Raw genomic sequence first — 13,255 nt, 5'->3', positions numbered from 1 at the left:
ATTCGGGCGAAGTGCTCGGTCTGGGTCGAGGAGCTTGCAGCGGGTCTACAGCACAGGCAGCTATGGCAACCTCGTAGACCTCTCGGCGTCCATGATATAGATCATCTTGTCCTCTCTAGCGAGCTGTTAGGGTAACTGTGCGTACCGCCGGTTTCGCTTACATTCCGGCCCGCGGCTGCTGAACATTTGGAGCTTTTCATGGCGCTTGTACCCGACAACACACTGATTACTGACACTCCCGAGCAGGGTCGCGAACTAGCTATCATGCTCGCACGGAAGACCATCGCAGCCATCCAGACCGATGGCGAAGTTCGACAGATGCTGCGGCCGGGCTACGCCACGAACGCCGATTCACTCACCATGGCTGGTCATGTCGTCGCCGTTGAGTTCAGCACGGTCGCCGCCGCCAATAATTACTGGCGTACCTGAGACAACGAGGCCCAGCCAACAGCTAATATGCAGCACCGCCCCCAGGTGTTAGCAAAAAGAGAAGAGCCGATATGACCTATGTTATTGGTGAACCTTGTATTGACGTGCTTGACCGCGGGTGCGTCGATGAATGCCCCGTTGACTGCATCTACGAGGGCAGTCGTGCCCTCTACATTAACCCTGACGAATGCATCGACTGCGGCGCGTGCGAACCAGTATGCCCCGTCACAGCGATTTACTACGAAGATGACCTTCCCGGAGAGCTTGAACCCTACTTGGAGGACAACGCGCGATTCTTCGACGAACCGCTCCTCGGATATGACGAACCCCTGGGCTCTCCCGGCGGAGCAGCGCAGCTGAGCCCGCTTGGCCTTGATACCGAGCTTGTCGCATCCCACCCCGGCCGCGAGACAACTTGACTCAGACCCACCCCATCATCGTAGGCACCACGGATGAAATCCAGGAGGGTGAGGCCTTATACGTTTCCAGCGCCATAACCGGCACCGCGCCCATCGCAGTCTTCCACACGGAGACCGGTGAGTTCTATGCACTCGATGACCGCTGTACCCACGGGCAAGCGTCCCTAGCCGAAGGCTTCATCAAGGATGAGCTCGTCGAGTGCCCACGGCATGCAGCGACCTTCTGTTTGCGCAATGGAAAGGTGCTGTCCCTGCCCGCCACCGTAGATACCAACACACACCAGATAGAGATCGTCGGCCAGAACATTCTTCTCTATCCAGGCGTCCCAGCAACCGACGCGGCGGTTAACGAGCCCGAGATCAAATGACCAGGAGCATTGGGCCACGAAAGGCTCGAACCGGCGACAGTCCTCGCTCAAGTCAGGCCCAGTGTTGCATGCAACGATGGCATCCTCGGGGCTGGTCATGATTCTCTATCGGATCGCCCACGCCTATGGAAATTTCAAACTATTCTCCGGGCAGGAGACATCCGACGACTATTCTGCGTTCCTGCGAGTCATGGCTGAGCCGCTTCTGCCGCCCAACGGAGCCTTGTGCATTATCCGTGTGGTGCTGCTGGTCAGCGTGCTCGCTCATATCTGGGCCGCCTGTACTTGCCCACTCCATCGCGCCGACGGTGGCGGCCTTGGACCAGATTGCCAATCAGTTAGCCAGCCGTAAGTGCAGCCTCAGCGGACGCAGGCTCCCCATCGCCCCGCGCTGAGATTCGATGTGGATCACCTCGCGCCTATCTGCGATCGGGTAAGGTCAAAAGTATGCGTACCTTGCCATTGCGGACGATTCACCGAGACGATGTCAATTGTGTACGGCAGGTTCCGCTCTTCTCTGGACTGACGCCAGAACAGCAGGACCTGATAAGAACGCTGGCACGTCCCCAAATACTCTCGCGCGGCGAGCGGGTGCATGGCGCTGGGGAACGCTCGGGACAACTGTCCGTGGTACACAGCGGACAGATCAGAGTGAGCCGCACCATGCCCAGTGGTCGCCAACGGCTGTTGAGGGTCGCCGAGCCTGGCGAGACGTTGGGTGAACACAACTTCTTCACAGGAGGCAGGACGCTCGATGATGCAGAAGCGATAACCGATGCGCGACTTTGTGTCTTCTCACACGAAGACTTCGCCGGGCTCGTAGAAGACTACCCCCGCATTGCCGTACAGATGTTACACAGCCTGGGAGAACGGCTCGATGAGGCGGAACGGAGCCTCGCACTGAGCACGGTCGATGTGGAGGCTCGGTTGGCCGACTATTTGTTCCAGCGACCGCTACTGCGAGATGGCTCGGGCTCTCCTGCCGGGATCCCGCAGGTGCGGTTGCCGCTCAGCAAAAAAGACATCGCCTCGATGCTCGGTACCACCCCCGAGTCCCTCAGCCGGGCTCTGACACGCCTGACCTCCGAGGCTCTGATCACCGTGCAAACCGACGTGGTCACACTTGTTGACCCGGAGGGCTTAGAAGACCTGGTATTGCGCGCCTGACCGGGTAGCGGAGCTTGATCTACATCAAGGAATATAACAAACGCGACCGGTTGAATGGGGGCATCAGCGATATCCAGTACGGCAGGTGAGCAGAGCTATGACGCACCGAACCAACGAATGCAGCAACCACCCGTCTCATCTTGAGTTGGGTGAGGTGCCGATCGGGCTGCTTCGGCATCTGCCGCTACTCGACCGGATCGCGTTGGCTGACCCAGCACTCCTCAACATGGAGGTGGCGGTCCGTCGGCTGCAAGCGGGCGAGACAGTGTATCAAGAAGGCCAGGACGCTCAGCATCTGTTTCTCGTGGTCACCGGTAGCTTCAAACTCGTCCGTGTATCTGCGAATGGTCAGGCGATAGCAGTCACTCTGGCGATGCGGGGCGGAGGTTTTGGGGGCCTTGACCTCGCGGCTGCGGTGTATCCAGAGTCGGCGGTGGCACTGACGACCTCTCAGGTGCTGGCCTTTCCGCGGGCCGAGCTGAGTGCTCTGTATACTCGTCATCCGATGATTGCGCAATTCCTCATCGAGCTGCTGGCCGCTCGGCTTGAATACGCGGAAGCGAAGATATTCCGCCTATCGGGCGCACCGGTGCGTTCTCGGGTCGCCGCCACCCTGCTGCTGATCTTCGACAACGGTGGCGGCCAGGCCGAGGAGATCACGTTGTCGCGACATGACCTGGCCTCCTTGACCGGTATGGCGCCTGAAACAGCCAGCCGGGTCGTTAGCACTTTGCAGTGCGAGGGAGTCATCACATCTCGCCGGGAGAACATCACGATCGTGGACAGACACCGACTGGCCCACGCTGCGGATTTTTGACGTCATCAGTGCGCTGGCCCGTCATGAAGGCAGCATCCCCGACGATGACATCTGTCATGGTCAACAAATGATCTCTGGCAGTATCGCAATCCTGCTGGTTGCGGAACACTAGAGGTATGACTACTTCAGCTTCTGTACCAGCCATCGCCATCGAGTCGGTGACCAAGCGTTTCGGCTCGGTGACCGCCGTTGAAAATGTCAGCCTAGAAATCCACCCGGGAGAAGTCCTCGCCCTGCTAGGACCAAATGGTGCCGGCAAAACCACCCTGCTCGACATGGTGCTTGGGTTTGCCGAACCCAATAGCGGCAGTATCCGAACCTCTGGGGATCTACCGAAGCGGGCGGCGAGTAACGGTCATGTCGGGGCAGTGCTCCAAGACGGCGGCCTGCTTGAGGATCTGTCCGTTGCCGAAACCGTCAAAATGGTGGCCGCCTGCCATTACTGGAACGCGCCGGTCAGCGACGTGATGCAGCGGGCTGGCGTCGCCGATTTTGCCACACGCAAGGTCAAAAAGTGTTCGGGCGGACAGAAACAACGCCTGCGCTTCGCCCTGGCACTGCTGACCGATCCACAGCTGCTGATTCTAGATGAGCCCACCGCCGGGTTAGATGCCAGCGCTCGCCGCGAATTCTGGGACACCATGCACGCGGAAGCCGCCCGCGGTCGCACGATCGTTTTTGCCACCCACTACCTGCGTGAAGCAGACGATTATGCCGACCGGGTCGTGTTGATGTCCCAGGGACACGTGATTGCCGATGGCAGTGTTGATGACATGACCGCCGGGCTGCAACGCAAGCTGTCGGCACAGTGGATCTCGGATAGTGACCCACACCGGTGGGCAACCGCCGCAGGACTCAGTCCAGAGCAGTTCGAATACGATGCCAAACTCCAGCGCATTCGCATTACTGCTGCCGACACCGATCGCATTGCTGAACAACTCTTGGCCGCGAACTTGATCCGGCATCTCAACATTGTCCAGCCCGGCATCGAAGAAGCGTTCTTTTATCTCACCGAAGAGCCCACCTCACAGGAGGTCGTATCATGACGACCACAACACCACGCACCCAACAAACCGTGCCCAAGAAATCCCAGGCCGAGATTCTGTTCCGCTTTGTGGGATGGGAATTCTGGCGCAACTTCCGCATGCTCGACGCCACGTTTTTCGTGGTCATCCTGCCCGCCGCCATGTACCTCATGTTTGGTGTGGGCATGGACCAGGGCGAGATGCCTGCGGGATACGGCAACGTCTCCGCATACGTCATGACCTCGATGGCCGTCTATGGTGCGGTCATCGCGACCACCGCCATGGCCGGCTCAGCCGCGGTGGAACGCAACATGGGCTGGGGCCGCCAGCTCAATCTCACCGGACTGACCGAAGCCAACTATGTGCTGGGCAAAATGCTTATGGCCTTGCTGATGGCCGTGAGCCCCATCCTCATTGTGTACGTGGTCGGTGCCTTTACCGGCGCCGAATTCGATTCGCTAGGCCACTGGTTCAGCTCAGCGGCCCTCTGCTTGGTCGTGGCGATTCCGTTCTCCCTCTACGGCCTCGCCTTTGCCCTGCTGTTCCGTTCCGAAACCGCTGTCAGTGCGGCCTCAGGCTTTCTAGTGATCTTTGGTTTCTTCGGGAATCTGTTCATCCCGCTGGGCGGAGTGCTGCTTGATATCGCGCGGTTTACGCCGCTTTACGGGCCCGCCATGCTCGCACGCTGGCCCCAGTCCGAAGGTATGCTCATTCCCATGGAAGCCGGTACAGAAATCGCCTTTGAATCCATGTGGGTGCTGTTTGCCAATGTTGGTGCATGGACCGCGATCTTTGGCATCATCTGCCTTATGGCTACCCGCCGTCGAACCTCCCGTTAGGCACCATGACCATCGCATCAGAGATCACCGCCCCGCCGAAGCCACAGTTACCGCAGCCCCCGGCCACCCAGCAGGAGCGACGGACCGTGTTTTTCACCGCCGGCGTGTGGCTGATTTTCCTGATCTGGACGATCGTCGGACTCGTTGAGTCCACCGCACCGGCGCCCGTTCAGATCGCAAGCTGGGCGGCTCTGATTGTCTTCCCAGTCGTCTATTTGCGGGGCTTCTTCTTCCCGGAACCCTTCCCACAGGTCAACCGCCATCTCAACACCCTGGCCTATAGCGTCGCACTGTTTGGACTGGGTGGCATCATGAGCCTCTCGTCCTCCACGGCCGTGCTGAACGTGGTCCCCTATGTCATGGCGCAGTGGATTTTTAACCACCGATTATTGACCGGTGTGCTCGCCGTCGCAGTCTTATTTGGTGGGGCCGCCGGGTTGGTGACCGTCATGGGCTTCTCCGCCTACGCCGGCTGGTTCCTCGGGTCGGTCGGTTCCCCGGCGATCATTATGATCTTTATCCGGATCAGTATCGAGATGGGTGATGCCCAATTGCACCGCTCCGAACAACTCGCGTTAGCAAAACAGCGCGAGGAACTGGCCTCCACGGTGCACGATGTCCTGGGGCATTCCTTGACCACGATTACCGTCAAAGTCCAGCTCGCCCAGCGGCTACTCGACACCGATATGAACGCAGCCAAAACCGAGCTGGCAGACATTGAAAACCTGGCACGGCGATCGCTGTCCGAAGTTCGGGCTACGGTTACCGAACTGCAGCATCCCGATCTCGCGGAGCAGCTGAACCAGGCGAAAACTGCGCTGAGCGCCGCAGGAGTCAGCTTTGACCGGCCCGAACAACTCCCCCGCCTGACGCTGGTCCAGCAGCAAGTGTTTGCCTGGGTGGTGCGCGAGGCGGTCACCAATATTATTCGCCATGCGCACGCCACCGCGGCGACCATCACGATCACCCAAGAAGAAGCCACCATGATTTTACGCATTGATGACAACGGCATCGGCCTGTCCGAGACCACATTCGATAAGCACCACGGGCTCGCCGGACTACGACGCCGAGCAGCTTCTGCCGGCGGACGGCTGGACGTGCACCGGCTCGACCCCGGTACTCGCGTTGAGGTGACGCTATGACAATTCGACTGTTGTTAGCCGATGATCAGCACCTGGTCCGCGCCGGCCTGGCCGCCTTATTGAACCTCGAAGACGATCTTGAGGTGGTCCACCAGCTCCCCGATGGCACCGGCGTGGTCGATGCAATCAGGGAACACAACGTCGGGGTGGCGGTATTAGATATCGAAATGCCCGAGGTTGATGGGATTACTGCAACACAGCATATTACCGATGCTTTCGGACACCAGGTGGCGGTCCTGATTCTGACCACCTTTGGCCGGGCCGGATATTTGCAGCGCGCCATGGCCGCCGGTGCTTGCGGGTTTATGGTCAAAGATGCCCCGGCCGACCAGCTGGCAGAGGCCATTCGCACGGTACATGAGGGTGGTAAGGCCGTGGACCCGACACTGGCCGCAGAAGCTTTGAGCACCGGGGCGAATCCGCTCACCGACCGCGAGCGCGATGTGCTGCGAGCAGCCTTATCGGGGGCTTCGGTCAAAGATATGGCCGCCCAGGTGCATCTGAGTGCCGGGACGGTACGAAATCATCTGTCGGCGGCGATCGGCAAAACGCGGACCGCAAACCGCAGCGAGGCGGCGCGGACTGCACAGCTCAACGGGTGGCTTTAGAGGAGTCGAAACTTGCCTGCCTTGGCGATGGCGGTCTCGAGTTCTGTACGGTCAATTGGTTCATCTTCTTTGTGTTTGATGATCATTCGCGTATCTTGGCCGGTTTGAACTTCAAAAGCTATCCCACCGACTCGGGGCACTTGGTAGACCTTGCCTTTGACTGTTCGGGTCTCTGCATTGGACAGCTCGCCAGCTAACAGATAGATAGTACTGGTAATCAATGGTTCTCCCCGGTTAGATACGCCCGTTGAATGCTTGCATCGCAGAGTCTTCTCGGGTTCCGCCTCGGCCGTCACCGATATTTTCGTAGTGTTCGACCCATTCGATTTTCCGCACCCATTTGACCATCTTATAGCCGTGGTTGGATTCCACTCGCAGGCGCAGGGGTGCTCCGAGGTGGTTGTCGAGTGGTTTATCGTTGCGTTCATAGGCCAGGATCGTGTCGTCTTCGTATGCATCGCGCAGCGGGATGACCGAGTAAAACGGCTCCCGCGGCTTGTTATCGTACATGACCTGGGCTAACCCGTGGGATTCGATCATCACGTAGTTGGCGTTTTGTGGGCGCGGTCCGAGGAGCTCTAAAACATCGCGGAGCTTGACCCCAGCCCATTTAGAGGTGGCTGACCAGCCCTGCATGCACGAGTGCACACCGATGTATTTGTGTTTTGGCATTGCCTTCAGGTCGTCAAGGCTCAATTCTATGGTCTTGCCATTGAGTTCCCCACCGAGCTCAAGACGCCAGTCCGCCCAATCAGTGTCACGGTGGTGCAGCCACTCTGGTGACTCGTCTTTAGTAGGTGGCAGCCCGTTGGTCCAGTGGTATTCAGAGATATCTTTTTCCGTAAACACTTTCTGTTTCGACATGCGCGGACGCATCCAGTTGAGAAAGAGTTGACGGCCCGGTTCGGTCACCGCCACCAAGAATCGTTGCGCCCGTGGTCGGTTGGCCAGACTCCAGTAGCTCAAGCCAATCAGCAATGCGATGACAACGCCGATGGTGATCAGTGCGATCGTAAATGCCTGAGCATAGTATTCGGGCTCATTGGCCTCGATGCCTAAGATCATGTGCGGCAGGTTGTATTCGGGGTGAACTATGAAGACCAGGCCCACGTGGCCGATAATAAAGAGGATAAGTGCTGCGTGCAAAATGAAGTGTAGCGAGCGGGCGACTTGAACACCACCGAACATCTTCACAAACCAGGGGAACCGGGAGCGAATGGCTGGTGACATGGCTAAACCGGTAAGAATCAGGAGCGGGGCAAGGATGAAGACTACCCCGGTATAGGTGAGCATTTGTAAGGCATCATAGGGCTGGAAGTGTTCGAGTGAGGGCACACCGAAGCCCGCATAAATTTTGAACGATTCCCAAGCTCGCGGGAACACATCCCACGAGGTTGGGATGATGCGTGTCCACAGTCCGGTGGCAAACAGCATGATCACGTAGATCAGGCCGTTCAGCACCCATAGCATGACCCCGATGCCATGCCAGTGTCGGCCGAGCCCGATGTTCTCGCGACCGGGTAACACTAGCAACGGCGACACGGATCGCTCGTCCATTAACGAGGTGTGCACGCCCTCTTCCGTGGGTAACTTGCGCCGCGTAAATTTCAACCATTCCGTTCCGGGCTTGGAATCGTTACGCCACCACAGTCGAGGTAGCGAGGCAAGGATCTCCCATCCGCTGCGGATGAGGATGCCAAGTAAAACGAAATTGAATAGGTGTGTGGCACGTAGCCAAAATGGAAAATCTGCTTCCACGATGAGCTCCTCCCGGACTCATGTGACGTTTCCCGGAAGAGCCCTAAAGTCAGCGTATCAACGGCCTCGTAGAGCCTCAAGAGACCACTGAACGTTAAATTTTGGCTGTGATGTAAGCGTGTGGAGCACTGGGATCCCATTGCTGCGCGATGATTTCAAACCCTGCATCGTTGAGTACACGACACATATCAGCCATCGGCCACCGGTAGGCAGTAGCAACCGGGTGATTGAACGGCACCAGATCTGACCCTGAGAAGAAGGACATCAACAACGTGCCATGATTTTCGAGCACGTGTCGCAAGATAGCCAATGCCTCGGGCAACTCGTCTGGACCCATGTGAATCAATGAATACCAGGCCAGGATTCCTGCCCACCGGTCTTTCGATCCGGCAAGATCATGGATCGACCCATGATGAAAAGTCACTGAAGGGTATGATCGGCGCGAGGAGTTGACGAATCTTTCGACTGGCTCTAAACCCGAAACTTCGTAGCCCAGCTTCGCGAGGTGTCCTGTCCACCGCCCGATACCAGAACCCACATCAAGAATCGGGCCGGTGACCGTTTGTGCCCACGGCTCGATCACGGCCCGGTCTGGATCAGAGGCCATAACCGTTGCACCCAACATATGTTCTACATCCACCGCTGCTGACCCATAGGCCTGTTTAACCTCGTCCACCATGGTGGACCAGTCTAGCCAGTTTACGCAGCCTTGCGGAAGTGGAAGATCCCCCAGCTCAGCAGGCCACGGTTGCCGGCATCGACCCAGTGCTGTAGTCCCTTCATCATGCCGTCGAGATACTGTTGGCTTGCGGTTTGCAGTAACTGGTCGGCATTGGCCTGGGTTTCTTCAAGCACACGGCCGTAGTGCTGCGGCAGGAAGTGCGTGAGGTCTTCGAATTCCACGAATTCCAACCCGACTGCTGCAGCCAATTCTTTGTATTCACTTGGCGAGGCCAGCGAACTGAGGTTCAGCCGCTCCAATACACCCGAAAGCTCGGTAGCCGTAACGCCATCTGCGGCCATGGGGTCGGTGAACAAAAATTCTCCACCGGTTCTCAAGACACGGGCGACCTCGGCGATCGGCTGATCGCGGCGTTCAGCGTGCAGAAATGCGTCCTGCGACCACACCAAATCGGCAGCGCGATCGGGTGCCGGAACATCGTTATAGCTGGCGTCCACAACGGTAATCCGGTCGTCAGCACCGGCGGCTACGTTCAACGCTTCGGCACGACGGTTCTGTTCGCCACTGAGATTCACTGCCAAAACCTGACTGTCCAGGGCTGTCGTAAGGAAACGGGCTGCACCGCAGTATCCGGAGCCCAGGTCAACAATGTAGTTGATTGAGTCCTGCTGGATCTTATCGACCATGTGCTGCATGGTGCGGTGGCTGGCATCGGCGATGGGCTCATCTGACGACGCGTACATGCCCAGATGGATGTCGTCTCCACCCCAGATCTGCGAGTAGAACGCGTCTGCGTCGTCACTGTCGTAGGCGGCCCGGGCAACACGTTCGGATTCGTTGTACGGCAAGAAGTCTCCTTCGTCATAGGCGGTTGATACCAACTCTAAAGACTTCGTGGCCGACCCCTCATGTTGCGGGCCATAAAACGTTACATGCCAATATTTGCAGCGTCAGCCCAGGTGAAGGCGGTCGGCCAATCCGGCGGATTCGAAGACTGCGACAAGCTCTTTGCGGTCTTCAGTGAAGTGGCCCCAACTATCAACATGAGCGGGTACTACCCGCCGGGCGTCCAGGATGGTAGCTGCCTCGGCCGCGCGAGTAGCATCGAGTGTGAGCAATTCGTCGTCAAAGATCTCGGACATCCGGACTGCGCCGGCGAACAACACGGCCGTATCAATGTCGGGGAACCGCCGAGCAACCTCGCGAACGACCTCCAGTGAAGCGTTGTCTCCGCTGATGTAGACGGTGGGCAAACCCTCGGCGGTCAGGACAAATCCGATGACTTCTCCGGTGACGGTCTCAACGTCCTGGCCATCCGGGCCGTGCAGCGCCGGTGTGGCGGTCACGGTCGCTACGTCACCGTTTGGGCGCGGGAGCTCGACAGACTCCCAGGGCGCTAACCCTCGCGTGTTCTGTCCGAGTCGCTGGGCGCCTGATGTGGTGGTGAGTACCTGCGGAACCTGGGGCAGGAACGCTCGCCCAGCGTTGTCAAGGTTGTCGGGGTGCTCGTCATGGGAGAGCAACACCGCGTCGATCTGCCCAAGTTCAGAAGGAGCAACCGGGGCGTCGGCAGTTTTGGTCAGCGTCAATGGACCCATGGGGTACTCACCGGCGGGGCTGAAGGTCGGGTCGGTGAGCAACCTTAACCCGCCGTACTCGATGAGCACCGTAGGACCGCCCAGTAGGCGGATGGAGGCTGGATCGCTGGTCGTTTCGGCAGTAGACATCTGAGCACCTCGCGGGTAGCAGACAACGGTGGTGAGACCTGACACTAGACCGGTCCGGCGGAGTGAGTCAACGGTCTCATGAACCGCACCGATACTGAGCTGTTGTCATCACGGCTGGGACCTCCTAGCTTGGAAAACACATCGCAATTAGATCGATGTGTCCCTAGAACATTGGGAGTGAGTACCATGACCGAACCAAGTAGCCCCGTCAAAGATAAGAACTACAATCTCATCTGGGCTCTAGAATCGTCACTGCACAACGTGTTCAAATTAGAGACCTACATCAAGGATGCCGAGGATCAAGGCGATACCGAACTTGCCGAATGGTTCCGCCGGATCCAGGAAAATAACCGCAAGGCCGGAGACCAGGGCAAGAAGATGTTGGCCGAGCGGCTGAAACAGTCCGAATAGTCCTGGACGACAATTTCACGAAGTAACCACAGGCTTCAGGCACCGTAAAGGGCCTGGAGCCTGTGCTGTGTCAGTAGTCAGTTTCCATCACAGCAGGAGGATTCAATATGACCGATGCATCGCTTAAAGCTGTGATTCTGGTGTGCACATTGTCGCCGTCTCCGACCTCTTCCAGCGCGGATCTCTTAGGCCGTCAAATTGGCGACGAATTCAGCACCCACAATGTACATACCGAAACCGTGCGCATTGTCGACCATAACGTCAAGCCCGGGATAGGGATCGATATGGGCGATGGAGATGCCTGGCCAGCCATCCGTGAGAAGGTATTGGCGGCCGATATCTTAGTGCTCGCCACCCCTATCTGGTTGGGGCACCCTTCCAGCGTGACTCAACGCGTATTGGAGCGGCTCAATGCTGAGTCCGGCCAGACCGACGACACGAACCGACCGGTCCTGTTCGATAAAGCTGCAATGATCGCCGTGGTGGGCAACGAAGATGGGGCACACCACGTCATCGCCGAAGTGGCTCAGGGACTCAGCGACGTCGGCTACACGATCCCAGCACAAGGCTCGACCTACTGGGTCGGGGAAGCCATGCACGGCACCGATTATCAGGACCTGACTGAGACACCCAAAGCGACCGCCGGGACGACCCAGGTCGCTGTTCGCAATACAGCGCACCTGGCCACCTTACTCAAACAACGCCCCTACCCAGCTGGCTAACGCGACACTCATGATGCGCGCAAACCGCTGCGGACAAGGCCCTCGGGCCTCACTCGCAGCGGTTTCTTACTCATCCTCAGCTCGGGCTCGGTTGACTGCCAGCTTTATGCTAAGCAACTTTTCGAGTCTTATGGCTCGATGATTACCTTGCCGGCAGTATGCCCCTCTTCCACGGCAGCCACCGCCTGCTGCGCATCATCCAATGTGAATCGTTGCGAAACGTGTGGATCGACTAACCCATATTTTGCAACTTCGGTAATCTTTTCCAGGCCTTCGCTGGTGCGTTGCACACCGCTGCCACCGAGTTCTTCTGCTGTAGTTGGATCGGCGCTGGAGATGATGTTCTTCGCATCCTTGACAACCGAAGCGATGTCACGCAATGGTTGGCCGCCAACCAGATCAATTATCAGGTCGGCTCCATGGGGTGCCACCGAGCGAATTCGGTCGGTGGCACCGTCGCCGGACTCAACAAAGGTGGCTCCGGTGGATTCCACGAGTTCCTGCTTCGAAGCACTTGCGATCCCAATGACATTGAACTGGTGTACGTTGCCGATTTGAGCAGCCATCACTCCCACTCCGCCTCCGGCACCCAGAATCACCATCGTTTGGCCTGGTTCCAGTTCGATCTGGTGCGTGAGGTCATAGGCGGTAGCTCCGGCCACGGGAAGTGTTGCTGCATCAGCAAACGAGAGCTCCTCGGGTTTCGCCACGGTCTGATGGGCGTCCAGCACGGTGTGCTGCGCAAACGTGCCGTGGCCTTTACCTGCCGTTCCAAGGACCTCGTCGCCGACCGAAAACTGTTCGACGTCCGCTCCGACCGCGGTGACAATACCTGCGGCTTCACGACCCATCGGTGCTGGCAACTTCCAGTGATCACCCATGTCCCCGGCGCGAATCTTCCAGTCAGCAGGATTCACTCCGGCGGCTTTGACTTCGATTGCCACTTGAGAAGGTCTTGGAGACGATACTTCCTGATGTACGGTTGTCTGCTTTTCAGGTCCACCAAATTCGGTGAAGACCAGCATCTTAGACATCTGTGTTTTCCTCCTAGTACTACAGTCGTGTTTGTAAAGTGTGGCCGCGTGCTGTGTAGTGATATTGCTGGGCCCGGTATTGGTGTTGACGTCGCCATAATGAGGCT

Annotated in this window: 18 protein-coding genes; 11 read left to right on the top strand and 7 right to left on the bottom strand. The window is 58.1% G+C overall.

Annotated features, from left to right (window positions below; genetic code table 11):
- Positions 1-198: 198 nt before the first annotated feature.
- From ACYVJT_RS11615 to ACYVJT_RS11605, 3 genes are all read left to right on the top strand, one after another.
- On the top strand, positions 199-429 hold the full coding sequence (locus tag ACYVJT_RS11615; RefSeq protein ID WP_343959811.1) for a hexameric tyrosine-coordinated heme protein: 231 nt from the start codon (positions 199-201) through the stop codon (positions 427-429).
- Positions 430-500: 71 nt separating this feature from the next.
- A complete protein-coding gene (fdxA, locus tag ACYVJT_RS11610; protein WP_343959809.1) occupies positions 501-848 on the top strand; it encodes a ferredoxin in 348 nt (115 codons plus the stop codon).
- On the top strand, positions 845-1,216 hold the full coding sequence (locus tag ACYVJT_RS11605; RefSeq protein WP_343959807.1) for a non-heme iron oxygenase ferredoxin subunit: 372 nt from the start codon (positions 845-847) through the stop codon (positions 1,214-1,216). Before fdxA ends, ACYVJT_RS11605 begins: the two co-directional genes overlap by 4 nt.
- A gap of 139 nt (positions 1,217-1,355) precedes the next feature.
- Here the strand turns inward: ACYVJT_RS11605 and ACYVJT_RS11600 are convergent, their stop codons facing one another.
- Positions 1,356-1,550 carry a hypothetical protein gene (locus ACYVJT_RS11600; RefSeq protein WP_343959805.1) on the bottom strand — a complete coding sequence of 65 codons (195 nt, stop codon included), beginning with the start codon at positions 1,548-1,550 and terminating at the stop codon, positions 1,356-1,358.
- Between the two features lie 113 nt (positions 1,551-1,663).
- Between ACYVJT_RS11600 and ACYVJT_RS11595 the strand changes: the two genes are divergently transcribed.
- The 6 genes from ACYVJT_RS11595 (at position 1,664) to ACYVJT_RS11570 (ending at position 6,814) form a co-directional block, all read left to right on the top strand.
- The gene (locus ACYVJT_RS11595; protein WP_343959803.1) at positions 1,664-2,383 is read left to right on the top strand and encodes a Crp/Fnr family transcriptional regulator; all 720 of its coding nucleotides are present in this window, start codon (positions 1,664-1,666) and stop codon (positions 2,381-2,383) included.
- 97 nt (positions 2,384-2,480) lie between these two features.
- Entirely contained in the window at positions 2,481-3,200 is a 720-nt protein-coding gene (locus ACYVJT_RS11590) for a Crp/Fnr family transcriptional regulator (protein ID WP_343959801.1), read from the top strand.
- Between the two features lie 116 nt (positions 3,201-3,316).
- Positions 3,317-4,246 carry an ABC transporter ATP-binding protein gene (locus ACYVJT_RS11585; protein ID WP_343959799.1) on the top strand — a complete coding sequence of 310 codons (930 nt, stop codon included), beginning with the start codon at positions 3,317-3,319 and terminating at the stop codon, positions 4,244-4,246.
- The gene (locus ACYVJT_RS11580; protein WP_343959797.1) at positions 4,243-5,064 is read left to right on the top strand and encodes an ABC transporter permease; all 822 of its coding nucleotides are present in this window, start codon (positions 4,243-4,245) and stop codon (positions 5,062-5,064) included. Before ACYVJT_RS11585 ends, ACYVJT_RS11580 begins: the two co-directional genes overlap by 4 nt.
- Entirely contained in the window at positions 5,004-6,206 is a 1,203-nt protein-coding gene (locus ACYVJT_RS11575) for a sensor histidine kinase (RefSeq protein ID WP_343959795.1), read from the top strand. Before ACYVJT_RS11580 ends, ACYVJT_RS11575 begins: the two co-directional genes overlap by 61 nt.
- Positions 6,203-6,814, top strand: a complete 612-nt coding sequence (locus ACYVJT_RS11570; RefSeq protein ID WP_343959793.1) for a response regulator — start codon at positions 6,203-6,205, stop codon at positions 6,812-6,814. Before ACYVJT_RS11575 ends, ACYVJT_RS11570 begins: the two co-directional genes overlap by 4 nt.
- Here the strand turns inward: ACYVJT_RS11570 and ACYVJT_RS11565 are convergent.
- The 5 genes from ACYVJT_RS11565 to ACYVJT_RS11545 all read right to left on the bottom strand — a co-directional run bounded on the left by ACYVJT_RS11565 (position 6,811) and on the right by ACYVJT_RS11545 (position 10,981).
- On the bottom strand, positions 6,811-7,035 hold the full coding sequence (locus ACYVJT_RS11565; RefSeq protein ID WP_343959791.1) for a hypothetical protein: 225 nt from the start codon (positions 7,033-7,035) through the stop codon (positions 6,811-6,813). The two genes, ACYVJT_RS11570 and ACYVJT_RS11565, sit on opposite strands and share 4 nt — an antisense overlap.
- 13 nt (positions 7,036-7,048) lie before the next feature.
- Positions 7,049-8,572 carry a molybdopterin-dependent oxidoreductase gene (locus ACYVJT_RS11560; RefSeq protein WP_343959789.1) on the bottom strand — a complete coding sequence of 508 codons (1,524 nt, stop codon included), beginning with the start codon at positions 8,570-8,572 and terminating at the stop codon, positions 7,049-7,051.
- Positions 8,573-8,666: 94 nt separating this feature from the next.
- Positions 8,667-9,251, bottom strand: a complete 585-nt coding sequence (locus tag ACYVJT_RS11555) for a class I SAM-dependent methyltransferase (protein ID WP_343959787.1) — start codon at positions 9,249-9,251, stop codon at positions 8,667-8,669.
- Between the two features lie 20 nt (positions 9,252-9,271).
- Entirely contained in the window at positions 9,272-10,102 is an 831-nt protein-coding gene (locus ACYVJT_RS11550) for a class I SAM-dependent methyltransferase (protein ID WP_343959785.1), read from the bottom strand.
- A gap of 102 nt (positions 10,103-10,204) precedes the next feature.
- The gene (locus tag ACYVJT_RS11545; protein WP_343959783.1) at positions 10,205-10,981 is read right to left on the bottom strand and encodes an MBL fold metallo-hydrolase; all 777 of its coding nucleotides are present in this window, start codon (positions 10,979-10,981) and stop codon (positions 10,205-10,207) included.
- 186 nt (positions 10,982-11,167) lie between these two features.
- Here ACYVJT_RS11545 and ACYVJT_RS11540 point away from each other — a divergent pair, with 186 nt between their 5' ends.
- The gene (locus ACYVJT_RS11540) at positions 11,168-11,392 is read left to right on the top strand and encodes a hypothetical protein (RefSeq protein WP_343959781.1); all 225 of its coding nucleotides are present in this window, start codon (positions 11,168-11,170) and stop codon (positions 11,390-11,392) included.
- 107 nt (positions 11,393-11,499) lie between these two features.
- Positions 11,500-12,114 carry a flavodoxin family protein gene (locus ACYVJT_RS11535; RefSeq protein WP_343959779.1) on the top strand — a complete coding sequence of 205 codons (615 nt, stop codon included), beginning with the start codon at positions 11,500-11,502 and terminating at the stop codon, positions 12,112-12,114.
- A gap of 128 nt (positions 12,115-12,242) precedes the next feature.
- Here ACYVJT_RS11535 and ACYVJT_RS11530 read toward each other — a convergent pair whose 3' ends face one another.
- Entirely contained in the window at positions 12,243-13,148 is a 906-nt protein-coding gene (locus tag ACYVJT_RS11530; protein ID WP_343959777.1) for an NADP-dependent oxidoreductase, read from the bottom strand.
- Positions 13,149-13,255 lie beyond the last annotated feature (107 nt).

The sequence above is a fragment of the Yaniella soli genome (assembly GCF_054782375.1).
The sequence above is the reverse complement of the archived record's forward strand: the minus strand, read 5'-3'. Positions and strand labels throughout refer to the sequence as shown.

Bases quoted from the DNA above. Each gene is read 5' to 3' on its own strand.
- ACYVJT_RS11615 (WP_343959811.1), top strand. From the start codon at position 199: ATGGCGCTTGTACCCGACAACACACTGATTACTGACACTCCCGAGCAG.
- fdxA (WP_343959809.1), top strand. From the start codon at position 501: ATGACCTATGTTATTGGTGAACCTTGTATTGACGTGCTTGACCGCGGG.
- ACYVJT_RS11595 (WP_343959803.1), top strand. From the start codon at position 1,664: ATGCGTACCTTGCCATTGCGGACGATTCACCGAGACGATGTCAATTGT.
- ACYVJT_RS11590 (WP_343959801.1), top strand. From the start codon at position 2,481: ATGACGCACCGAACCAACGAATGCAGCAACCACCCGTCTCATCTTGAG.
- ACYVJT_RS11585 (WP_343959799.1), top strand. From the start codon at position 3,317: ATGACTACTTCAGCTTCTGTACCAGCCATCGCCATCGAGTCGGTGACC.
- ACYVJT_RS11580 (WP_343959797.1), top strand. From the start codon at position 4,243: ATGACGACCACAACACCACGCACCCAACAAACCGTGCCCAAGAAATCC.
- ACYVJT_RS11575 (WP_343959795.1), top strand. From the start codon at position 5,004: ATGGACCGCGATCTTTGGCATCATCTGCCTTATGGCTACCCGCCGTCG.
- ACYVJT_RS11570 (WP_343959793.1), top strand. From the start codon at position 6,203: ATGACAATTCGACTGTTGTTAGCCGATGATCAGCACCTGGTCCGCGCC.
- ACYVJT_RS11555 (WP_343959787.1), bottom strand. From the start codon at position 9,251: ATGGTGGACGAGGTTAAACAGGCCTATGGGTCAGCAGCGGTGGATGTA.
- ACYVJT_RS11545 (WP_343959783.1), bottom strand. From the start codon at position 10,981: ATGTCTACTGCCGAAACGACCAGCGATCCAGCCTCCATCCGCCTACTG.
- ACYVJT_RS11540 (WP_343959781.1), top strand. From the start codon at position 11,168: ATGACCGAACCAAGTAGCCCCGTCAAAGATAAGAACTACAATCTCATC.
- ACYVJT_RS11535 (WP_343959779.1), top strand. From the start codon at position 11,500: ATGACCGATGCATCGCTTAAAGCTGTGATTCTGGTGTGCACATTGTCG.
- ACYVJT_RS11530 (WP_343959777.1), bottom strand. From the start codon at position 13,148: ATGTCTAAGATGCTGGTCTTCACCGAATTTGGTGGACCTGAAAAGCAG.